The sequence below is a fragment of the Candidatus Competibacter phosphatis genome, from assembly GCF_012939995.1.
Classification (GTDB): Bacteria; Pseudomonadota; Gammaproteobacteria; order Competibacterales; family Competibacteraceae; genus Competibacter; species Competibacter phosphatis.
In genome coordinates this window covers 25,938-47,959 of the sequence record NZ_SPMZ01000049.1, presented here as the reverse complement: position 1 = coordinate 47,959, position 22,022 = coordinate 25,938, and the positions used below count along the sequence as shown (strand labels likewise).

At 61.2% G+C, this 22,022-nt stretch carries 24 protein-coding genes and 1 pseudogene; 21 read left to right on the top strand and 4 right to left on the bottom strand.

Annotated features, from left to right (window positions below; translation table 11 throughout):
* Nucleotides 1–564, top strand: a 564-nt coding sequence (locus E4P82_RS15415) for an IPTL-CTERM sorting domain-containing protein (RefSeq protein WP_169249714.1), incomplete at its 5' end; no start/stop codon positions are given.
* Between the two features lie 65 nt (nt 565–629).
* On the opposite strand, the gene ygfZ is transcribed toward E4P82_RS15415, so the two are convergent.
* On the bottom strand, nt 630–1,694 hold the full coding sequence (gene ygfZ / locus E4P82_RS15410) for a CAF17-like 4Fe-4S cluster assembly/insertion protein YgfZ (RefSeq protein ID WP_169249713.1): 1,065 nt from the start codon (nt 1,692–1,694) through the stop codon (nt 630–632).
* Nucleotides 1,695–1,936: 242 nt separating this feature from the next.
* On the opposite strand from ygfZ, the gene E4P82_RS15405 reads away from it, so the two are divergent.
* From E4P82_RS15405 to E4P82_RS15375, 7 genes are all read left to right on the top strand, one after another.
* Complete coding sequence (locus tag E4P82_RS15405) at nt 1,937–2,107, top strand: DUF1674 domain-containing protein (RefSeq protein ID WP_169249712.1); 171 nt, start codon at nt 1,937–1,939, stop codon at nt 2,105–2,107.
* A 182-nt stretch (nt 2,108–2,289) separates the two neighbouring features.
* A complete protein-coding gene (sdhC, locus tag E4P82_RS15400; protein WP_169249711.1) occupies nt 2,290–2,676 on the top strand; it encodes a succinate dehydrogenase, cytochrome b556 subunit in 387 nt (128 codons plus the stop codon).
* Nucleotides 2,677–2,688: 12 nt separating this feature from the next.
* Nucleotides 2,689–3,066 carry a succinate dehydrogenase, hydrophobic membrane anchor protein gene (sdhD, locus tag E4P82_RS15395; protein WP_169249710.1) on the top strand — a complete coding sequence of 126 codons (378 nt, stop codon included), beginning with the start codon at nt 2,689–2,691 and terminating at the stop codon, nt 3,064–3,066.
* A 26-nt stretch (nt 3,067–3,092) separates the two neighbouring features.
* Nucleotides 3,093–4,883 (top strand): succinate dehydrogenase flavoprotein subunit, encoded by a 1,791-nt coding sequence (gene sdhA, locus E4P82_RS15390; protein WP_169249709.1) that lies wholly within the window; start codon nt 3,093–3,095, stop codon nt 4,881–4,883.
* 12 nt (nt 4,884–4,895) lie between these two features.
* Complete coding sequence (locus E4P82_RS15385) at nt 4,896–5,672, top strand: succinate dehydrogenase iron-sulfur subunit (protein ID WP_169249708.1); 777 nt, start codon at nt 4,896–4,898, stop codon at nt 5,670–5,672.
* Nucleotides 5,673–5,760: 88 nt separating this feature from the next.
* The gene (locus E4P82_RS15380; protein WP_169249707.1) at nt 5,761–6,018 is read left to right on the top strand and encodes an FAD assembly factor SdhE; all 258 of its coding nucleotides are present in this window, start codon (nt 5,761–5,763) and stop codon (nt 6,016–6,018) included.
* Nucleotides 6,019–6,042: 24 nt separating this feature from the next.
* Nucleotides 6,043–6,489 (top strand): protein YgfX, encoded by a 447-nt coding sequence (locus E4P82_RS15375; RefSeq protein WP_169249706.1) that lies wholly within the window; start codon nt 6,043–6,045, stop codon nt 6,487–6,489.
* A 2-nt stretch (nt 6,490–6,491) separates the two neighbouring features.
* Here the strand turns inward: E4P82_RS15375 and nadB are convergent, their stop codons facing one another.
* Nucleotides 6,492–8,135, bottom strand: a complete 1,644-nt coding sequence (nadB, locus tag E4P82_RS15370; RefSeq protein WP_169249705.1) for an L-aspartate oxidase — start codon at nt 8,133–8,135, stop codon at nt 6,492–6,494.
* Between the two features lie 204 nt (nt 8,136–8,339).
* On the opposite strand from nadB, the gene rpoE reads away from it, so the two are divergent.
* From rpoE to recO, 12 genes and pseudogenes are all read left to right on the top strand, one after another.
* On the top strand, nt 8,340–8,915 hold the full coding sequence (rpoE, locus tag E4P82_RS15365; protein WP_169249704.1) for an RNA polymerase sigma factor RpoE: 576 nt from the start codon (nt 8,340–8,342) through the stop codon (nt 8,913–8,915).
* 15 nt (nt 8,916–8,930) lie between these two features.
* Entirely contained in the window at nt 8,931–9,548 is a 618-nt protein-coding gene (locus tag E4P82_RS15360; protein ID WP_169249703.1) for a sigma-E factor negative regulatory protein, read from the top strand.
* A 15-nt stretch (nt 9,549–9,563) separates the two neighbouring features.
* On the top strand, nt 9,564–10,592 hold the full coding sequence (locus tag E4P82_RS15355) for a MucB/RseB C-terminal domain-containing protein (protein ID WP_169249702.1): 1,029 nt from the start codon (nt 9,564–9,566) through the stop codon (nt 10,590–10,592).
* Complete coding sequence (locus E4P82_RS15350) at nt 10,589–11,059, top strand: SoxR reducing system RseC family protein (protein ID WP_169249701.1); 471 nt, start codon at nt 10,589–10,591, stop codon at nt 11,057–11,059. The genes E4P82_RS15355 and E4P82_RS15350 overlap by 4 nt, the downstream gene beginning before the upstream one ends.
* A 140-nt stretch (nt 11,060–11,199) precedes the next feature.
* Nucleotides 11,200–12,567 (top strand): annotated as a pseudogene (gene lepA / locus E4P82_RS15345) (translation elongation factor 4); the annotation flags it as partial.
* Nucleotides 12,568–12,640: 73 nt separating this feature from the next.
* A complete protein-coding gene (locus E4P82_RS22285) occupies nt 12,641–12,997 on the top strand; it encodes a hypothetical protein (protein ID WP_312915288.1) in 357 nt (118 codons plus the stop codon).
* 34 nt (nt 12,998–13,031) lie between these two features.
* Nucleotides 13,032–13,877, top strand: a complete 846-nt coding sequence (lepB, locus tag E4P82_RS15340; RefSeq protein WP_169249700.1) for a signal peptidase I — start codon at nt 13,032–13,034, stop codon at nt 13,875–13,877.
* A 22-nt stretch (nt 13,878–13,899) separates the two neighbouring features.
* Entirely contained in the window at nt 13,900–14,157 is a 258-nt protein-coding gene (locus E4P82_RS15335; RefSeq protein ID WP_169249699.1) for a DUF4845 domain-containing protein, read from the top strand.
* Nucleotides 14,123–14,302 carry a DUF4845 domain-containing protein gene (locus tag E4P82_RS23750; RefSeq protein WP_169249718.1) on the top strand — a complete coding sequence of 60 codons (180 nt, stop codon included), beginning with the start codon at nt 14,123–14,125 and terminating at the stop codon, nt 14,300–14,302. Before E4P82_RS15335 ends, E4P82_RS23750 begins: the two co-directional genes overlap by 35 nt.
* The gene (rnc, locus tag E4P82_RS15325; RefSeq protein WP_169249698.1) at nt 14,299–14,961 is read left to right on the top strand and encodes a ribonuclease III; all 663 of its coding nucleotides are present in this window, start codon (nt 14,299–14,301) and stop codon (nt 14,959–14,961) included. The genes E4P82_RS23750 and rnc overlap by 4 nt, the downstream gene beginning before the upstream one ends.
* Nucleotides 14,961–15,863 (top strand): GTPase Era, encoded by a 903-nt coding sequence (gene era / locus E4P82_RS15320; protein WP_169249697.1) that lies wholly within the window; start codon nt 14,961–14,963, stop codon nt 15,861–15,863. Before rnc ends, era begins: the two co-directional genes overlap by 1 nt.
* Nucleotides 15,864–15,896: 33 nt before the next feature.
* A complete protein-coding gene (gene recO / locus E4P82_RS15315; RefSeq protein WP_169249696.1) occupies nt 15,897–16,613 on the top strand; it encodes a DNA repair protein RecO in 717 nt (238 codons plus the stop codon).
* 45 nt (nt 16,614–16,658) lie between these two features.
* Here the strand turns inward: recO and E4P82_RS15310 are convergent, their stop codons facing one another.
* Entirely contained in the window at nt 16,659–17,648 is a 990-nt protein-coding gene (locus E4P82_RS15310; RefSeq protein WP_169249695.1) for an adenosine kinase, read from the bottom strand.
* A 115-nt stretch (nt 17,649–17,763) separates the two neighbouring features.
* On the bottom strand, nt 17,764–19,341 hold the full coding sequence (locus tag E4P82_RS15305; RefSeq protein WP_169249694.1) for a bifunctional aminoglycoside phosphotransferase/ATP-binding protein: 1,578 nt from the start codon (nt 19,339–19,341) through the stop codon (nt 17,764–17,766).
* A 187-nt stretch (nt 19,342–19,528) separates the two neighbouring features.
* Between E4P82_RS15305 and mrcB the strand changes: the two genes are divergently transcribed.
* Nucleotides 19,529–21,964, top strand: coding sequence for a penicillin-binding protein 1B (gene mrcB, locus E4P82_RS15300; RefSeq protein ID WP_169249693.1), 2,436 nt, complete (start codon nt 19,529–19,531; stop codon nt 21,962–21,964).
* Nucleotides 21,965–22,022: the final 58 nt, after the last annotated feature.

Here is a 22,022-nt window from a genome sequence, read left to right as displayed (position 1 = left end):
TTCTTCGTGGTTGCTCCAATCGCGTCCCCACCGATCTGCTTCACCGGAGCGTTGACGAGCGGCGGACAGGCCACCGCTTGCCTCCCCAGTGGCGTACCGCCGACTTGCCAATTTGTCAACTCGGCCTTCGTTCCAGTTGCCAGTATCGGGGTCGCGCCGCCAGCGGGAATCCAAATTCCCTACGACCTGTTCCAGTTCACGGCGACCGGCTGCGGGAACTCGATCTCGCTGTCGCTGACCTACCCGGCCGCGCTGCCGGCTAGCGCCGCCAGCTATTGGAAATTCGGCCCCACCACCGGCCAGCCAGCCCACTGGTACGCACTGCCGGCGGCGGTCAACGGCAGCACACTCACGGTTGTACTGACCGACGGCGGCGCTGGCGACAGCGACCTGCAACAAAATGGCAGTATCGTCGATCCTGGCGGTGTGGGTTTTGCGGTCGGGGCAGACGGAGCGCCCATCCCGACCCTTGACGAGTGGCGGCTGGCGTTGTTGGTGCTGCTCATGGCGACCATTCTTGGTGTGGTGGCGTCACGACCGCAGCGAACCGGATGCTTTCAGTGAGGAGTATTCCCGTTTTAAACCCGCCGTGTAGCTGCGACTGAATACCGCAGTTACACGGTGCAACCCTAAGCCGTTGCCTCAAAACCATAAGGCAAGGGTTGTAGTTGTAGGGCCGGTCCACTGGCATCGCCCAATTGCAGCACGCCATGCTCGGCGCATTCGATCAGCGCCGCCGCTAGGACCGCATAGCCTCCGTCCGGGTGTCTGGCGGCATCGACCAGTCGGCCGGCGCTCTGGCTGACATCGGTCTGGGGCGAGAACAAGGGATCGCCAGGTCGGGGTGGGTTCGGGCTATCCACCCGCGCCAGATACATCCGTCGTTTCAGCTTGCCCAGGTAGTGAGTGCGCGCGACCACTTCCTGCCCGGTGTAGCAGCCCTTCTGAAAGCTGATTCCCGCCAGCAATTGCAGGTTGAGCATCTGCGGCACGAACGCTTCCACGGTTTCCGGGTAGACCGTTGGAATACCGGCTAGAATATCCAATAAGCGCCACGGTTCTGCCCCAACCGATACGAATTCGCTGCCCAGTGCCTCCCACACGGCTTGCATTTCCTGGATCGCTCCATGCAGTTCGAAACGGGAGATTGGACCGGGCAAGCGGATCAGGGTGATGCCCGTCGATTCCGAAGCACCGGTTTGAACGACTTCATTTACGGCCGTCGGTACCTTACCCAGAATCTCAGTGAGCCGGACAGCGGCGTTCGGTCCGGCGACGCCGATTCCAACCTGCGTGTCGCTGGCATCCGTCAGCGTGGCCTTGGCTCGCAGCAGATACCTACGCAAACGCGCCAAAGTGGATTCCAACAATTCCTTGGGCAGTTCCAGATAAAGATCCCCGCCGCGCCGGAACAACCGAAAGCTGGCCAGCGCCCGGCCCTTGGGGCTGCAATATGCGCCGATCAGGCTACGCTCCAACGTGACTTGTCGAACATCGCAGGTGAGTTGCCCTTGCAGAAAACTCTCGTTGTCGGAGTCGGCGGCGGCGATCAATCCCCAGTGCGACAGATCGCAACGGAGATTGTCGTCCAGCGCTGCGCGCAATTCGGATTCCGGTCGGTCGAAGTGCGATACCCGATCCGCCGTCAGCACGGCGCCAGCCTGTTGTAGAAAAGCGCTCCACTCGACGTTCATTCAATGGAATCCTAATGTTATTAAATAGTTAATTAAAACATAATTCGCGGGTCACGGCTACCGGCACGTCGCCGGCTCGTTGCGTTCCAGGGTTGTGGCTGGCATAATAACCCGACGAAATATAGACTAAAAACGACCCCGTTGCCGCAAGAGCACAATTCCTGGAATTGCCAGGGATGCCGTTGGCGGGTGGGGCTAGGATGGTCGACCGCAAGCCATCCCTTAACCCATAGCGAGCTGTCATGAACAAGAACGATGAGCAGACGACGCTGCCCCCGCAGCCAGCCGTAATTTCCGATCGATCGCAGGATGCTGGAAAGTCCGAAAAACCCAAGGAATACGGTGGCCCCAAAGGCCTCGAACCCACGCGCTATGGCGATTGGGAAAAAGCCGGGCGCTGCATCGACTTCTAACCAACTCCGTTTCAGCGGGCGCACCGCGTCCGTGTCGCCCGATCGTGCGCTCCGCCCGCGAATTTCTCGCCATGTCTCTGGAACCCCGGCCTGGATTTGGTTGTTGTTTATTGCGCCGCACAATATAAAGTCATTTTTACCGCGCCACGATTGTTAACCGCACGTTAACGAGGAGAACTGTAATGTCAGCCAACAAACGGCCATTATCGCCGTTCATGATCGGCCCTTACTACAAACCACAAATGACTTCAATTTTGTCCATCACCCACCGCGCCACCGGTGCGTCGTTGGTGGTGGGCACCCTGCTGCTAGTGTACTGGCTGGCCGCCGCCGCGATCGGTCCCGAGGCTTACGAGCACGCTCAAGCCATACTGGGATCGATGCTGGGTCAACTGTTGCTGTTCCTGTGGACCTGGGCGTTGTTCTATCACATGGCTAACGGTATCCGCCATCTGTTCTGGGACGCTGGCTACGGTTTCGAGATGGAAGACGCCACCAAATCCGGTTGGTGGGTCATATGGTCCTCCATCATCCTGACCTTTCTGTGCTGGTTGATCGCCGCGCCCTAGAGGAGAAATATCATGAGCATTCGTACTCCGCTTGCCCACGCTCGCGGTCTGGGCACCGCCAAAGACGGCACCCATCACTGGTGGTTGCAGCGCGTCACCTCCGTCGCTCTGGTGCCGCTGGTATTGTGGTTTGCCTTTTCCCTGCTGTCGGTGTCCCACGCCGATTATGAAGGGTTTCAACACTGGTTGAGCAACCCCATCAACGCTGGTCTGATGATTGCCTTGGTCCTCACGGCGTTCTACCACGCCAATTTGGGCATGCAGGTCATCTACGAGGATTATGTCCAGCCGGAGTGGGCCAAATACACCGCGCTGCTGGTCACGCAATTCGTATTGTTCCTGCTGGGTATCATCGCCGTCGTCGCCGTGCTCAAAGTCGCACTGGCCTGATGCCCATCACCGGAGGCTGAGGTTTCATGTCCAACGCATACAAAATCGTTCATCATAGCTACGATGTGGTCGTGGTCGGCGCCGGTGGCGCCGGGTTGCGCGCCACCTTCGGCATGGCGCAGAAAGGATTGAAAACTGCCTGCCTGACCAAGGTATTCCCCACTCGCAGCCATACCGTGGCCGCCCAGGGTGGCATGTCGGCGTCGCTCGGCAACATGGGGCAGGATCTGTGGCAGTGGCACATGTACGACACCGTCAAGGGTTCCGACTGGCTCGGCGACCAGGACGCCATCGAATACATGTGCCGCGAGGCGGTCCCGGCGGTCATTGAGCTCGAACATTACGGCGTGCCGTTCTCGCGCACCGAGGAAGGCAAGATCTACCAACGCCCGTTCGGAGGCATGACCACCAACTACGGCGAAGGCACCGCCCAGCGCACCTGCGCCGCCGCCGACCGTACCGGCCACGCCATTCTGCATACCCTGTACCAGCAAGCGCTCAGGCACGATGCCGAGTTCTTCATCGAGTACTTCGCGCTCGATCTGATCATGGACGATGAAGGCGCCTGTCGCGGTGTGGTGGCCTGGGATTTATCCGATGGTTCGTTGCATGTGTTCCGTGCCCACCAGACCGTGCTGGCCACCGGCGGCTACGGCCGCGCCTACTTCTCGGCGACCTCCGCCCATACCTGCACCGGCGACGGCAACGGCATGGTGCTGCGCGCCGGACTACCGTTGCAGGACATGGAGTTCACCCAGTTCCATCCGACCGGCATCTACGGCTCCGGCTGCTTGATGACCGAAGGTTGTCGTGGCGAAGGCGGCTACCTGACCAACTCGCTGGGCGAGCGTTTCATGGAACGCTACGCGCCGAATGCCAAGGACCTGGCTTCCCGCGACGTGGTCAGCCGCTCCATGACCATCGAAATCCGCGAAGGTCGCGGCGTCGGCGAGCACAAGGACCACATTCACTTGCACTTGGAGCACTTGGGCGCCGACGTCATCAACGAGCGGTTGCCGGGCATCGCCGAGACCGCGCACATTTTCGCCGGGGTCGATGTGACCAAGGAGCCAGCACCGGTGCTGCCGACCGTGCATTACAACATGGGCGGTATCCCGACCAATTATCGCGGTGAGGTGGTCATCCTCAAGGATGGCAACCCTGATCACATCATCCCCGGCCTGATGGCCATCGGCGAGGCCGCCTGCGTGTCGGTGCATGGTGCCAATCGCCTGGGTTCCAACTCGCTGCTCGACATCGTGGTATTTGGTCGTGCCGCCGCCGACCGTTGCGCCGAACTGATCCAGCCCAACAGCCCACACAAGGGGACGCCGCAAGACGCCGTCGATCGGATCGTGGCCCGTTTCGACAGTCTGCGCCATGCCAAGGGCGAAAACCCGACCGCCAGCTTGCGGATGCGGATGCAGCGGACCATGCAGAACCACGCTGCGGTGTTCCGTACCGGCGAGTCCATGGCCGAGGGCATTGAGCTGCTGGAAGAAGTATATGCCGGCTTCGAGCACATCGGCGTGAGCGATCGCGGTTTGGTGTGGAATTCCGATCTGGTCGAAACGCTCGAACTGGACAACCTGCTGGGTTGCGCCATGGTATCCATCAAATCGGCGATCAACCGTCCAGAGAGCCGCGGCGCCCATGCCCGCGAGGACTATCCGGAGCGCGACGACGAGGGTTGGATGAAACACACGCTGGCTTGGTTGGATAAGAAAGGGGGAGTCACGATCGACTATCGGCCGGTACATACCTACACCCTGACCGATGAGGTGGAATATATTCCGCCCAAGAAGCGTACTTATTAAGGGGACGATGTCATGGCTCAATTCAAACTTCCGGCCAACTCCGTCATCGGCAAGGGTAAGACCTACTATGCCGGCGCCGGAGCCAAGAATGTCAAGCGCTTCCAAATCTATCGTTGGGACCCGGACAGCGGCGAGAATCCGCGCATGGATACCTACGAGGTCGATATGGCGACCTGCGGTCCGATGGTGCTGGACGCGTTGCTCAAGATCAAGAACGAGATGGACCCGACCCTGACTTTGCGCCGCTCCTGTCGCGAAGGGGTGTGTGGGTCCTGTGCGATGAATATCGACGGCACCAACACCTTGGCATGCACTAAGGCTATCGGGGACGTTTCCGGTGACGTGAAGGTCTATCCTCTGCCGCACATGCCCGTGATCAAGGATCTGGTGCCGGATCTGACGCATTTTTACGCCCAGTACGCCTCGATCAAGCCTTGGCTACAATCGATCACCCCGCCGCCGGAGCGGGAGCGCCTGCAATCCAAGGAAGACCGCGCCAAGCTGGACGGTCTGTACGAGTGCATTCTGTGCGCCTGTTGCTCGACCAGTTGCCCCAGCTACTGGTGGAACGGTGACCGGTATCTTGGCCCCTCGATCCTGCTGCAAGCCTACCGCTGGATCGTGGACAGCCGCGACGAGTTTACCGGTGAGCGCTTGGACAGCTTGGAAGATCCATTCCGGCTCTATCGCTGTCATACCATCATGAACTGCACCAAGACTTGCCCGAAGGGTTTGAATCCCGCCAAGGCGATCGCGGAAATCAAGAAGCTGATGGTGGAACGGCGGTAATACGCCTCCCGTTTCGGAGCTGATTCCCTTCACCCCAACCCCTCACCCGCTTGCGGGCGAGGGGTTTTCTTTACCGGAGACGCGGATCGTGGACGAACAAATCGGCAAATTGCGCTGGCGCTGTCGGCGCGGCATGAAGGAACTGGACTTGCTGACGCTGGGCTACCTGGAGCGGCACTACCCGGAGGCGCCGGCGGAAGAGCAACAGGCGTTTGCGGCGTTGCTGGAGCTTCAGGACCCACTGCTGATGAGTTACATGGTTGGACGGGAGACTCCGGCGGATGCGACGACGGCGCGGGTGGTGGGCGTCATGCGGACTCTACTGAGCGATCCGCATCCTTCATGATATGAACGCGCGCATGGCGGAAGAATGTACCGCCTCGCCGCCCTGAACATCGAGCCGCGCCCCTCGCGGATTCTGCTCATCGGCAGCGGTGTTGCTCATGGCTTGGCCGGTGTCGCCGCGATCGTGGCGAGCGTACCGTTGTGGGCCAAGGCGGGGCTGCTTGTCGGCATCGGCCTGTCGCTGGCCTGGATCGGCTATCGCTACGGCTGGCGTCGCGGCGGCGGTTTCATTAGCCGCGTCGAACTGCTGGATGGGCGCTGGCGCCTGGAGACCGGCGACGGGATTCGACACCCGGCCGGGCTGACCGGCGGCTACGCCCAACCCGGCATCGTCGTTTTGAATTTCCGCTTGGAGGGCGGCTGGCGGCGATCAGTGGCGCTGTTGCCCGATGCCGTCGACTCCGAGACATTGCGGCGATTGCGAGTCTGGTTGCGTACCCGGCGGGACGAGGATGGGTCGGAATGCCCCTAATATCACGTTTCCCAAAACGGCGGCGCTTCGGCTCCGGCGAAATTCCCCGGTACCAGCACCGTATCCCGCCCTGGCGTGGACTCGTTGGCTTTGGGGTAATCGAGGGTATAGTGCAGTCCACGGCTTTCCCTCCGCGCCAGGGCGCAGCGAATGATCAGGTCCGCGACCTGCGCCAGATTGCGCAGTTCGATCAGATTGCCGCCGATGCGGAAGTTGCCGTAATACTCGCCGATTTCCCGCAACAATAGATCCACCCGATGCTGGGCGCGCTGCAGGCGCTTGTCGGTGCGGACGATACCCACATAGTCCCACATGAACTGGCGCAATTCGGCCCAGTTGTGGCTGACCACCACTTCCTCGTCGGAATCGGTGACCCGGCTTTCGTCCCAGTCCGGCAGCGGCGGCGGTTCCGGGGCATGTTCCAGGCGCGAGCGGATATCGTCCGCCGCCGCCGCCGCGAACACCAGGCACTCCAACAATGAATTGCTGGCCATGCGGTTGGCGCCGTGCAAGCCAGTGAAGGCGACCTCGCCGATGGCGTACAACCCCTCCAGATCGGTACGGGCGGCGCGATCGGTCATGACCCCGCCGCAGGTGTAGTGCGCCGCCGGCACCACCGGGATCGGTTGCCGGGTCATGTCGAAGCCGTATTCCAGACACTTGGCGTAAATGTTGGGAAAGTGCGCGCGGATGAAATCGGCTGGCTTGTGGCTGATGTCCAGATACACGCATTCCGCGCCCAGCCGTTTCATTTCATGGTCGATGGCCCGAGCCACGATGTCGCGCGGGGCCAGTTCCAGCCTGGAGTCGAAGTGCTGCATGAAGCGACTGCCATCGGGTAGCAGCAGCGTACCCCCTTCGCCGCGCACCGCCTCGGAAATCAGGAAATTCTTGGCTTGCGGATGATACAGGCAGGTGGGGTGAAACTGGATGAACTCCATGTTGGCCACCCGGCAGCCGGCGCGCCAGGCCATGGCGATGCCGTCGCCGGTGGAGCCGTCCGGGTTGCTAGAATAGAGGTAAACCCGGCTGGCGCCGCCGGTTGCCAGTACCACGAATCGGGCGGCGCATACTTCGACCTGGCCGGTATGCCGGTTCAGCACATAAGCGCCTAGGCAGCGGTTGCCACCCAGACCCAGCTTGCGGCCGGTAATCAGATCGATGGCGCTGCATTGTTCGTTGAGGGTGATGTTGGGATGCCGACGGGCGCGCTGTTCCAGCGTGGTCTGGATGGCGCGGCCGGTGGCGTCGGCGGCATGCACGATCCGCCGATGGCTGTGGCCGCCCTCGCGATGCAGGTGATATTCCGCGCCGCCTTCGGCGTTGGATTCCCGGGTGAAGGGAGTGCCTTGCGCGCTCAGCCATTCGATCGCCGCTCGGGCATGTTCCACGGTGAAGCGGACTGTGTCGGCGTGGCACAGGTCCGCTCCGGCGATCAAGGTATCTTGCACATGCGACTCGATGGAATCGCCGGCATCCAATACCGCCGATATGCCGCCCTGCGCGTAATACGTGCTGCCCTCGTGCAACTCACCCTTGGCGAGCGTGACGATGCGGGCGGTGTCGGCCAGTCGCAGCGCCAGACTGAGGCCGGCGGCGCCGCCGCCGATAATGAGGATGTCGCTAAAAATGGGTGAAGCGGCCATGGCTTGTGAGCGGCTCCATGAATGGGGTATCGTTGCGCGAAAAAGGTGCCGTCAATAGGGTGAATGACAGCCCCGCGATTTCATCCCGCTACTACATTCACACTATAACCATATCCCGGCAGGTCTGCGAACTAACGGGACGGGCTTTTGTCTACCGTCATGCTCGCATGGAGATTGCCATTGATTCGAAAGGGGTCTGCCCGGATGGGCGAGGGTCATCTGGACCGCGATCTGGTCCAAAGAGTACAGAAAGGCGACAAAAATGCGTTCGATCTACTGGTGCGTAAGTACCAATACAAGATCATCAAGCTGATTTCCCGTTATGTACACGATCCCAGCGAAGCCCTGGATGTTTCCCAGGAGGCATTCCTCAAAGCCTACCGGGCGCTGCCCGGCTTCCGGGGCGACAGTGCGTTTTACACCTGGCTTTATCGAATCGCCATCAACACGGCCAAAAATTACCTGGTTGCCCAAGGCCGACGCCCGCCCGGTTCCGACATCGATGCTCAGGAAGCCGAGCAATACGAGGGCCAGTCCCTGCTGAAAGAATACGAGACCCCCGAACGGTTGTTGCTCAAGGATGAAATCGCGGCGACCGTGTTCAGGGCAATCGAGGATTTACCGGAGGATCTGCGCACGGCGATCACCTTGCGGGAACTCGAAGGAATGAGCTATGAGGAAATTGCCCAAACCATGGGGTGTCCGATCGGTACGGTGCGTTCCCGGATCTTCCGGGCCCGGGAATCGATCGACACCAAGTTGCGTCCACTTCTAAGCTAGTTTCGAGATAGAGTCATGGCTGATAAGACGGCTGAACAACTATCGGCACAAGCCGCAGACGATGTGAATGTCGCGGCGAGCCAACTCTCGGCGATGGTCGACGACGAGCTCGATGGCATGGAAATCGATCTCGTATTGCGCCGGTTATGTCGGGATGGCGATTTACAATCCTGCTGGTCCCGCTATCACCTGATCAGCGATGTGATGCAAAACCATTTGCCCGATGCGCTTGCCCTCGATTTCGCCGCGCGCATTCGCCAAGCGGTCGCGGCCGAACCCCTGCCATTGCCGGTCGGTAAATCGCTGCCGGCCTGGTATAAACCAGTTACGGGGTTCGGGCTGGCCGCATCGGTCGTGCTCGTTGCCCTATTCGGGCTGAAACTGACTCAGACTGTAGATACCCCGCTCGCTTCCGCCACCCAACTGGCCGCCAGCGACCCGACCGCTGCTTCCACCCTCACGCCCTTCACGGTTCGGACCGCCGCCGTCCGGCAGACGGACGCTTCCAACGAGCTGGTTGAAGCCCGGCTGGGCAGCTATCTGGTCAACCACAACGGTTATGCTTCCCTGAACAGCATGCACGGCATGCTGCCTTACGTGCGCATGGTTGGCTACCAGCAGCCCAGCCGCTAAGACGACTTTCTTCGAATGAAGCGCAAGTTATTGCACTGCGCCGCCCTGATGTTCGCGGCTGGATCGCTGTCGTCCGCCGGCTGGTCCCAACCGGCACCCGAAGAGGCGAAGCGCTGGCTGGAGCGAATGATTCAGGCGACCCAAACCTTGAATTACGAAGGGACTTTCGTCTATGTGCAGGGTCCCCATGTGGAGGCCATGCGGGTCGTTCACGGTGGTGGTCCTGAAGGCGAGCGGCAGCGGTTGTTTTCCCTGAATGGCCCACTGCGGGAAATTCTGGTGGCCAACAACAGCGTGACCTGTCTGTTGCCCAAACAGCACGAGACGTTCGGAGGCGATGGCTACGGGGGTTCCCGCTTTCCACTGTCCATACCCCGCGAGCTCGGGCGGTTGGAAAGTCATTATGAGTTTGCAACGCTGGGCGAGGATCGGATCGCGGGTCTGGAAACGCAGATGATCGCCATCAAACCGCGGGATACCTGGCGGTTCGGTTATCGGTTGTGGCTGGATCGACGCAACGGTATGTTGCTGCGCTCGGTCCTGCTGGACGAGCAGGGCTACCCGGTCGAGCAGCTCATGTTCACCGATTTCCAGATCAAGCCGCAGATCGATGAGACGGCTTTCGAATCGCCAACGCTGTCTCCAGATGCGAACCCACCCGTGGCCAATCAGGGTTCCAGCGAAGAACAACCGTCTCCCGCCGTCGAGCCGGTGACGCAATCGGCGTGGCGCGTGAACCAGTTGCCGGACGGTTTTGTCAAGGTGTTGCACAACCGTTTTATCAAAAACCCAAGCCGTCATGTCACCGAGCATATGGTGTTCGCCGATGGGCTGGCGACCATTTCGGTGTTCCTGGAGCGCTTGGACGGATCGCCGGCCCCGCTGCTGCAGGGTAGCTCGCAACTGGGGTCGATGAACGCCTTTGGTAAACTGCTGGACGGCTATCAGATTCTGGTGGTCGGCGAAGTGCCGGCGGCGACCGTGCGGCATTTCGCCGACACGATTCAATATGTTCCCGATACTTCCGAGGCTGCCAAACCATGATTGAGGAACGCGCGGTGGTGGTGGAGGCTGGCGATGGCCATGCCTGGGTCGAAATTCAACGGCGTTCGGCTTGCGGGTCATGCGCCGCCAGCGAAGGTTGCGGCACGGCGGCGTTGGGAAAGCTCTGGAGCGGCCGCCGGATCCGGGTGCGGGTGATTGCGGAAGAGCCGTTGCGGGTGGGTGACGAAGTGTGCGTCGGCCTGGCCGATGGCGTGCTGCTGCGAGGCGCGTTGCTGGCCTACTCGCTGCCGCTGTTCTTGCTCCTGGCGGGAGCGCTGTTGGGGCAAGTGGCGTTCGCCGGCGCGGGCGAGGAACCAGTGGTGCTGTCGGGCGTGCTGGGCCTGGGATTGGGGTTTCTGGCGGTGCGGGTTCTGTCGAAACATTTTCAGGACGATAGCCGTTTCCAGCCTCGGGTGTTGCGCCGGAGCGCCGGAGTGCTGGCGACGAGTGTACTTTCCCAGCCGTGATATCGCTATAATCGCTTCCCTGTTCGATAACCATACTCGCAAGCCTCCGTGCCCGAGCGGCAGCGGGGGCTTTTACGCGTCTACCCCAAACGTTCGCTGGCCGGGATGGCGCGCCAGCCGTCGGGGTGTAGTGGAATTTCATGGATCATATTCGTAATTTTTCAATCATCGCGCACATCGACCACGGTAAATCCACGTTGGCCGATCGCTTCATCCAGATTTGCGGCGGGCTGAGCGCGCGGGAAATGGCCGAGCAGGTGCTCGACTCGATGGATCTGGAGCGGGAGCGCGGCATCACCATCAAGGCGCAAAGCGTGTCGCTGCGCTACGCGGCCCGCGACGGCCAAACCTACCAGCTCAACATCATCGATACGCCGGGGCATGTGGATTTCTCCTACGAGGTATCGCGTTCGCTGGCCGCCTGCGAGGGTGCGCTGCTGGTGGTGGATGTCGCGCAGGGTGTCGAGGCGCAGAGTGTCGCCAACTGCTACACCGCCATCGAGCAGGGGCTAGAAGTCCTGCCGGTGCTCAACAAGATCGACCTGCCGGCCGCCGACCCGGAGCGGGTGACGCGCGAGATCGGTGACATCATCGGGCTGGACGCCAGCCAGGCACTGCGAGTCAGCGCCAAGACCGGACTGGCGGTGGCCGATCTGCTGGAAGCGATTATCGCGCATATCCCGCCGCCAAAGGGCGATCCAGACGGGCCGCTCAAGGCGCTGATCATCGATTCCTGGTTTGACAACTTCGTCGGCGTCATTTCGTTGGTACGGGTTGTGGATGGCCGAATCGCGCCCAAGCAGAAAATCCAGGTGATGTCCACCGGCCGGACGTTCCAGGTCGAATCGGTCGGTATTTTCACTCCCAAGCGTGGCGAGCGGCCAATCCTGAACGCGGGCGAGGTCGGCTATATCATCGCCGGCATCAAGGATATCGACGGCGCACCGGTGGGCGATACCTTGACCGGAGCGGACCGACCGGCGGCGGCGGCACTGCCGGGGTTCCAGCGAGTGCAACCCCGGGTGTTTGCCGGGCTGTTTCCGGTCGATTCGGATGACTTCGGCAACCTGCGCGAGGCGCTGCAAAAACTGCGCTTGAACGATGCCTCGCTGCATTTCGAACCGGAAACCTCGCAGGCCATGGGATTTGGTTTCCGTTGCGGGTTCCTGGGCCTGCTGCACATGGAAATCGTCCAGGAGCGCTTGGAGCGGGAATACAATCTCGATCTGGTGACCACCGCGCCGACCGTCATTTACGAGGTGCTGACCACCGGGGACGAAATCCTGAAAATCGATAACCCCGCTAAGCTACCGCCAGTCAACGAAATTGCCGAAATTCGCGAACCAATCATCGTCGCCCATATACTGACCCCGCAGGATTATCTTGGCGCCATCATCACGCTGTGCATCGAAAAGCGTGGTGTGCAACGGGATTTGCATTATGCCGGCGGCCAGGTGCAACTGAGCTTCGAATTGCCGCTGAGCGAGGTGGTGCTGGATTTTTTTCGATCGACTAAAATCGGTCAGTCGCGGTTTCGCCTCGTTCGAATACAGTTTCGACCGGTTCCAGGTCGCGCCACTGGTGAAGCTGGATGTGCTGATCAACGGCGAACGGGTGGACTCGCTGTCGGTCATCGTCCACCGCGATCAGGCTCAGTATCGGGGTCGCGAGTTGGCGGTCAAGCTGAAGGAACTGATTCCTCGCCAGATGTTCGAGGTCGTGATTCAGGCCGCCATCGGCAATCAGGTCATCGCCCGCACCACCGTCAAGGCGCTGCGCAAGAACGTGCTGGCCAAGTGCTACGGGGGTGACGTGAGCCGCAAGCGCAAGTTGCTGGAGAAGCAGAAAGCCGGCAAGAAGCGGATGAAGCAGGTCGGCAAGGTGGAAATCCCCCAGGAAGCGTTCCTGGCCGTGTTGCAGGTGGACAAAAACTCATGAGACACAGGGTCTCGTCGTATGGATTTTGATGCTTATGAACATTGATTTTGCCGCCGTGCTGGTGGCACTGACCGTATTGACCGGTGGCATCTGGCTGCTGGATACCCTGGTGTTGGCGCCGCGCCGAACCCGTGCTCCGATGGTGGGCGCGGTCGGTCAGGCGCGGTCGGTGGCGGGGAAGCTGCCATGGTATGTGGATCTGTCGAAATCGTTTTTTCCGGTCATCCTGGCGGTGCTGGTGTTGCGCTCGTTTGTCGTCGAGCCGTTCCGCATTCCTTCGGAGTCCATGCTGCCCACCTTGCTCAAGGGCGATTTCATCCTGGTCAGCAAGTTTGCGTATGGTTTGCGGTTACCGGTGCTCAACACCAAGATCATCGGCAACGGCCAACCGGAACGAGGGGATGTGGCCGTGTTCCGTTATCCGCGCGAGCCAACGGTGGCTTACATCAAGCGGGTGGTTGGCCTGCCTGGTGATGTGGTGGAATATCACGCCAAGCAATTGCGGATCAACGGTCAGCCGGTCCCTCTGACGTCGATGCCGGACAATCCCGGCGAGCCGGGTTACCGGCAATTCGAAGAGCGACTGGGTGCAGTTACCCATCGCATTCAGGTGCTGAACGACAACCGTTGGGGGTTGGTCGGATTCTGGCCTGAGATTCAGGTCCGCCGCGAGCCGGATGGCGCGGTCAGTTGGAAATACCAGGTGCCGGCTGGGCATTACTTCGTCATGGGCGACAACCGGGACAACAGCAGCGACAGCCGAGTTTGGGGGCCGTTGCCGGAAGAAAATCTAATCGGTAAGGCATTCTTCATCTGGATGAATTGGGATTGTGTAACCTTTAATGGTCAATGCGGCCGAATCGGCAGTAGGATCAAGTAGGTGAACCTGGGAGATACGAACGATGCGCGCGAAACAGTTGGCGAACGGCGGACGAGTTGGGAAACAGCGTGGTATAACCGTCATCGGTATGTTGTTGCTGATCATTGTGATCGCATTTGTTGCGTTGATCGCGATGAAGGTGGTGCCGATGTACATCCAGCTGTTCACGGTCAAGTCAACGATCGAGAGTATCCGCAAGGAACCACAGTTGGCGCAGATGAGCACGACCGACATCCAAAAACGCCATCCAGAAGCGCTTCGATATCGGTTATGTCGATAATATTACGGCCCGAGATCTGAAGATCCGCAACGATCGTGGTGGTCGGGTACTCGACCTGGTCTACCAGGACGAGCGAGATTTGTTTTATGGACTCTCTGTGGTGTTGAAGGTCAACGAAACCATTCCGCTGACTCCGAACCCGTGAACCCACCGCTGTCCCGCCTGAGCGCCGCCCTGGGTTACACTTTCCGTCAACCCGAGTTGCTGGAAGAAGCGCTGACCCACCGTAGCGCCTCGCCGCACAACAACGAGCGATTGGAATTTCTGGGCGATGCGCTGCTGAACCTGATCGTAGCCGAGTACGTATTCCAACATTACCCCAAGGCCAGCGAGGGTGAATTGAGTCGGTTGCGATCCAGCCTGGTCAAGGGTGAGACCTTGGCGGAACTGGCGCGCGGCCTGCGGGTGGGGGACTGGTTGCGCTTGGGTTTGGGCGAACTTAAAAGTGGTGGCTTTCGCCGCGAATCGATTCTGTCGGACACGCTGGAAGCGATTTTCGGCGCGGTTTATCTGGATAGCGGTCTGGACGCCTGCCGCGATTTGGTGTTGCGCCTCTATCAGGATTGCCTAACCCGGCTGGCCGACGCCAGCGATTTGAAAGATCCGAAAACCCGTCTGCAGGAATGCCTGCAAGCCCGACAGCAGCCGCTACCGATCTATAACGTGCTGGAGATTGGCGGCGAGCCGCACGCGCAAAGCTTTACAGTGGAGTGCACGGCCGCCGAGTTGCGCGCGGTCGCGGCGGGAAGCAGCCGTCGCAAGGCCGAACAGGAAGCTGCCCGCCGGCTACTGGAGCAGATGTGATGACCACTGTCCGCGCCGGTTACGCCGCTTTGCTGGGCCGGCCCAACGTCGGTAAATCCACCCTGCTGAACCGACTGATTGGCCAGAAGCTCAGCATCACCGCTCCCAAACCGCAGACTACCCGGCATGTCATTCTCGGCATCCAGACCCTGCCGGACGCCCAGATCGTTTATGTGGATACCCCAGGTCTGCATCGTCGGGGCCAACGGGCCTTGAATCGTCACCTGAATCGGGCGGCGGCCAGCGTGTTGGGCTATGTGGATGTGGTGGTATGGTTGGTCGAGGCGCTGCGCTGGACCGAAGAGGATGAAGATGTCCTGCAACGGCTGACGGATTTTACGGGACCGGTGGTGCTGGCAGTCAACAAGGTGGATCGGATCCCTGACAAGAGCCGGTTGCTGCCGTTCTTGCGGGAGTTGGCCGCGAAACGATCGTTCAGTGAAGTGGTGCCGCTAGCGGCGATCGACGGCGACAACGTGGCGGCTTTGGAACAGGTGATCGCGCGCTTGTTGCCTGTCGGTGACTTGTTGTTTCCCACGGAGCAGATCACCACTGCCAGCGAGCGCTTCCTGGCGGCCGAGTTGATTCGTGAAAAACTGACCCGGCTGCTGCGTGAGGAATTGCCCTACGCCCTGACCGTCGAGATTGAGCGTTTTGCCGACGAAGGCCGACTGGCCCGCATCCACGCAGTGGTCTGGGTGGAGCGCGAGACGCAGAAGGGGATCGTCATCGGCGAGAAGGGAGCGACGCTGCGCGAGGTTGGCCGCCAGGCTCGCGAAGACATGGAACGCCTGTTCGACCGTAAGGTGTTCCTGCAAACCTGGGTCAAGGTGCGCGAGGGCTGGTCCGACGACGAGCGGGCGCTGCGTAGTTTGGGATACGCCGACTCGCGGAATCCTTGAACCACTGCGTCGATCGCCGGGTTCTTTCGCGTCATGCGTGTGCTGCTGCAACCCGCCTTCATTCTGCATCGCCGTCCTTATCGCGATACCAGCCTGTTGCTGGAAGCGTTCAGTCACGAGCACGGTCGCTTGGGTCTGGTGGCGCGTGGCGCCGCATCCGCTCGCTCGCGGCTGAAAAGCGTGCTGCAACCGTTCGTGCCACTGCTGTTGTCCTGGAGTGGAACTAGCGATTTGGCGACCTTGACGGTGGCCGAGGCAACGGAGCGACCCGTACCGTTGCCGCCCAGCCAGGTGTTGGCTGGACTCTATGTCAATGAATTGTTGGTGCGTCTGTTGCCACGGCAGGACTCGTTGCCCGGACTGTTCGCCGCCTATCGGGCACTGCTGGCGGAACTGGCGGCGGTGGCCGATGCGGAGCCGCCGCTGCGGCGGTTCGAAAAGTGCCTGTTGGAAGAACTGGGCTACGGGCTGAGCCTGGATCGCGAAGCGGTCAGCGGGATGCCGATCGTTGCCGAGCAGCGTTACTGCTACGTGTTGGATCGAGGTCCGCTGGTCGCCGATTCGGGGGTGCCTGGCGTACCGATTTCCGGTCGGGGACTGCTGGCCTTGCGCGACGGGATGCTAGTCGACCCTGCCGTGCTGCGGGAGGTCAAGCACCTGACCCGCGCCGCCTTGGCCGAGCAGTTGCGGGGGCGGGTGCTGAAGACGCGGGAACTGTACCGAGTCAAGCGGGAGCCGTGGCCGAAGTGATGCGATTCGAGAACTCACCCAACGCCCGATGACGCGGCGACAGCCCTATGGAAGGCCGTGCAGGACCGCCTGGGTTTCCGCCGCCGACATGCGCGGCCCCAGGCTGGTCACCAGTTTGGCCGATGCCGCCGAAGCCAAGGCGCCGGCGCGTCGATGGTCCCAACCCCGCCCTCGGCCATAGAGAAAAGCGCCGGCGAACATGTCCCCGGCGCCAACCGTGTCCACGGCTTTTACTTTGACCGGGTCGATGTCGATCAGCGTTTGGCCATCCCAAACCAGCGCGCCTTTGGAACCCCGGGTGATCACAAACTCCTGACTGAGAGTCTTCAGGTAATCGATGGCGCTGTCCAAGTCCGCGGTGCCCACCACGCCCTTGGCTTCGTCCTCATTGGCGAATAGCAGATCCACGCCCGAGCCGATCATCTCCAGCAATCCCGCCTTGAAAAACCGGACCATGTTGGGGTCGGACAGGGAAATGGCGGTCTTGACTCCGGCCGCTTCGGCGACGCGCTTGGCCGCGATGCATGCCTGGCGGGCGGTTTCCGAGGTGACCAGATAGCCTTCCATGTAGAAGTATGCCGAGTCGCGCAGGGCGTCCTCAACCAACTCCTTGGTGGACAATTCACCGCTGATCCCCAGGAAAGTACAGAGGGTGCGATCGCTATCCGGGGTGACCAGTACCACGCAACGGCCGGTGTGGCCCGCCTCTTTCTCGGTATGGTGATTGGTGTCCACCCCGCCATCGAGCAGGTCCTTCATGTAGAAATGTCCGAGATCGTCCTCAGCGACCTTGCAGGAATAGAAGCTGGTCCCGCCGAACTGGCGGACCGCGATCATCGAATTGGCCGCCGACCCACCCGAACTGCGCTGGTGAGGGTGCGCAGCCAAATGATCCATCATCCGCAACTGGCATTGCTCATCCACCAAGGTCATCACGCCCTTGTCGATGCCCAGCGTTTCCAGGTCGGCAACTTCGATCTCATACTCCATGTCCACCAGCGCGTTGCCGATCCCGTACACGTCATACTTCACCATAATGCCTCTATCCTCGATGGTTAAGAGCGTTCAATGATTGGGGGTCGCGGGAGCCGCTGACCGGCGATTCGGACAGTTGTCGCCCACGGGCGGGCTCTGCCGACCCAGACCGATATTACATCACCGCTGCTATCGCCGCGCGCAGCCGCTCCACATCGGTGTCGCCATCGGTTTTCAGCGGGTTTTCGTCAATCGCCGGCGGCTCATCGTGGCGGAGCTGCCGTTCCAGCACGTCGATATCGGCCTCGGCGGCATCATCGCCGCGCGCCCGCCGGGTCACGACCCGCGCTCGCAAGGTTTCGGGATCGGCGATGCAATCGAGCAGGATGAACGGGACGCCATGCCGAGCCGCCAGATCGCGGAAGGGTTGCCGGTGCGCCCGCTTCATGAAGGTGGCGTCCACCAGGACCGGATGGCTGGCGGCGAGCAAACCGTCCGCTAGATCGTACAGGCGCTGATAGGTGCGAGCGCTGGCGTCCGGCGTGTAGAGTCCCCCACCCAGGGTGGAGCTGCTGTCATCCAGGGGGCCGAGGCCGAACAGCCGCTTGCGTTCCACATCGGAGCGGAGGCGGATGGCGCCGGGGAATATTTCCAGCAATTGTCCGGTCCGACGCGATTTGCCGGAACCGGAGACGCCATGCGTGATCAACAGAAACGGCGTCGGCTCCTGGGTCAGCGCCAGCGCCAGCCGCAAATAATCGCGGCACAGAGCGCGGGCGGTAGCGCGATCCGGTTCTGGGGTATGATGGCCTTGGCTGGCTTGGATGGCGTTGATCTTGACGCGCACCATGGCTCGGTAGACTTGGTAATAGGACAGCAGCGCCACTCCCGCGAAGTCGCCGCCGTATTCCAAGTAGGTATTGAGCAGCCGCTGGGTAAAGCCGCTAGCGCCGTGGAAGCGCAGATCCATGAGCAGAAAGGCCAGGTCGTTGATGACATCGATCCAGCGGAGATCGTCGTTGAATTCGATGCAATCGAAGATCGTGATCTGGTCGGTGTCGGTCAGCACTAGATTGCCAAGATGCAGGTCGCCGTGGCATTCGCGGATCCAGCCGCCGGCCTTGCGTTCCGCCAGTCGTGGCCACAGCCGCTGGGTGGTTGCCAGAGTCCAGCGCTCCACGGCGGCCAGGATGTCGAGGTCGGTGGGATCGGTCAGCAGCGGGCGAGCGTGGGTAAAATCGTCCAGCATCGGTCCGCGAACTCGTTCCGGGGTGCCGAACGACGCAGTGGGGTCGGCCGCGATCGTGTGATGAAAAGTCGCGAGCCGCCGGGCCAGGGCATCCATGTGCCGGTTTTCCAGCCGGCCGGCGGCCAGCATCCGGTTCAGCAGCGCTTCCTGGGGAAAGCGGCGCATGCGGACGGCGTATTCGATGATTTCCTGGGTGGCGCCAAGGACTGGTTGACTGACGCTACCGCCGATCGGCACGCAATCGAGATACAAATCCGGCGCTAGCCGGCTGTTCAGGCGTAGTTCCTGTTCACAGTAGTATTTCCTTCGGGCCAGGCTGGTAAAATCCAGAAATCCCAGATTCAGGGGTTTTTTGATCTTGTAGGCGTAGTCCCCGGCCAATAGAACATGCGAAATATGGGTCTGCAGGTGCTCGACGGTGGTTACCGGGTGTGGGTAGCGGTCCGGTTGCAGGAGCGCCGCGATCAGGGCGGCCTGGTCAAGAATTTCGTTGGCGGGTTGCACGCGCCGGACTCCAAAGCGGAAACATGAGGCCGTAGGATAAGGCAGAAATACTACATCGCGCTAAGTGGCTTGAAAGGCGCGGCGCGTCCGAACTGGAACAGGCATGGCTAAAGGTAAACCTTCTCGCACACCCAAAACGAAGACTGGACGGCGGCCCGGCAGAGCCGGCCCGAACGTACTGCGATCCTTGTCGTCGCTATTTTTTTCGCTATTGCTGGGCGGCCTGCTATTGGGGGTGCTTGGAATAAGCCTGTACATGCTGTATCTGGATGCGGTCATTCGCGCCGAATTCGACCAGAAACGCTGGGCCATGCCCGCCAAGGTTTTCGCCCGGCCGTTGGAATTGTTCGAAACCATGTCGCTCGGCGCCGATGCCTTCGCCCAGGAACTCAAGCTACTGAATTACCGCGATGTGAATTGCCCGGAAGCGCCGCCGCCGGTGCCGAGCGACAAACGCTCGCTGCGGCGCAAACCGAAGCCCGCGCCACCGGCAAGCTGCGTGCCGCCGCCTGGGAGCGGTGCGTCGCCGGACCGCGCGGGCAGCTTTGCCCGACGAGGGGAAACGTTTGAGGTCATGACCCGCGAGTTCGCGTTCTGGGACAGCACGGAGCCGTCGCGCAAGATCCGTTTGGTGTTCGCCGGCAATATCCTGGTCGAGCTGACTAGTCTGGACGGGCAGGAAACGCCGGGCCTGCTGCGCTTGGATCCGCCGGAAATCGCCGGCATCTACCCCGCGCACTATGAAGATCGCATCCTGCTCAAGGGCAAGGATTTGCCACCGGCCCTGGTGGATACCCTGCTGGCGGTCGAGGATCGCTCGTTTTTCGAGCATTCTGGCATCAATCCCAAGGGTATTTTCCGCGCCATGGTGGCCAACCTGCGCGCCGGGCGGACGGTGCAGGGTGGCAGCACCCTGACCCAACAGTTGGTCAAGAATCTGTTTCTGAGCAACGAACGAACCTTCACGCGCAAGATCAACGAAATCCTCATGGCGATTTTGATCGACGCGCGCTACGGCAAGGACGACATCCTCGAAGCCTACAGCAACGCTATCTATCTGGGGCAGGATGGTAGCCGGGCGATTCACGGTTTTGGGCTCGCCAGCCAATTCTATTTCGGCGAGCCGATGGAGGATCTGGACCTGCATCAGATCGCCCTGTTGGTGGGTCTGATCAAGGGACCCTCGTACTACGACCCGCGCCGCCATCCGGACCGCGCCAAGGAACGCCGTGCCCTGGTACTGGATATCATGGTCGAACAAAACCTGATCAGCGCCGAGGATGCCGGCGTGGCCAAGGACATGCCGTTGGAGGTGACGGACAAGGTGGCGAGTGGCATCACCGCCTATCCGGCCTTTCTGGATCTGGTGCGGCGGCAACTGCGACAGTATTACAACGCCGAGGACCTGGTGACGGAAGGGTTGCGGGTGTTTACCACGCTCGACCCGCGAGTGCAGGCGGTGGCGGAGAATACGCTGATCAATAGCTTGCCGGTGCTGGAGAAAAGCCAGCGCAAGGCCCGGCCGCTACAGGGCGCCGCCGTCGTGACCGATACCCAAACCGGCGAGGTATTGGCGATGGTGGGGGATCGCGAGCCGAAAAGGGTCGGCTTCAACCGGGCGTTCGATACCAAGCGACCAGCGGGTTCGCTGGTCAAGCCGGTGGTGTATCTGACCGCGTTGGAGCAGCCCGAGCGCTATACCCTGATGTCGTTGCTGAACGATAGTCCTTTGGTCTACACCTCGGGCGGCCAGCGCTGGACTCCGGCCAATTACGACAAGCGTTACCATGGCCGGGTCACGCTGCGGGACGCGCTGGCCCGTTCCTATAACATCCCGGTGGTACGGGTCGGTCTGGACATGGGCGTCATCAACGTGGTGAAAATGTTCCAGCGGTTGGGGTTGGAGCGCGATCTCAAGCCGTATCCGTCCTTGTTGCTGGGCGCGCTGGACGCATCGCCCTTTGAAGTCGCGCAGGTTTATGCGTCCATCGCCGGCAATGGGTTTCGCATGCCGCTGCGCGCCATTCGCGAAGTGACCGACACGACCGGCAAGTCCTTGCAGCACTACACGCTGGAGGTGGAGAAAATGGTCGAGCCGGGGCCGGTCTATCTGGTGATCAACGCCATGCAGCAGGTGGTAAAGGCAGGTACCGCCAGCGCCATGAAGAGCAAGCTGTCGCCGGATCTGAACATCGCCGGCAAGACCGGTACCACCGACGACTATCGCGATAGCTGGTTCGCCGGTTTTAGCGGTAACCGATTGACGGTGGTTTGGCTGGGACGAGACGATAACAAACCCACCGGCCTGAGCGGTTCCAGCGGCGCGTTGCGGGTTTGGATGGATTTGATGGCTGGTTTGAATCTGGAACCGCTGGACCCGCCGCTGCCGGCGGGAGTCGAGGAAATCCGGGTAGAGCCGCGCAGCGGTTTGCAGGTCGGTCAGGGTTGCCGGAGTGGCCAGCCGGTGCCATTTCTAGCCGGTTCCGGGCCGCGCGGATCGACCTCCTGTGGCGGTCAGTCCGCTGCCCGACGTTCCAAGCCCCGCGAGACGGCTCCGGATGCGTCCGAGGATGCGGGGAGCGCGGGTGGGATGAGCGATTTCTTCCGGCGGCTGATGGAATGAAACAGCCGCTGCGGCAAGCATGGGTCATGCCGACCCGTGTCCGCCGATATCGTTCCGG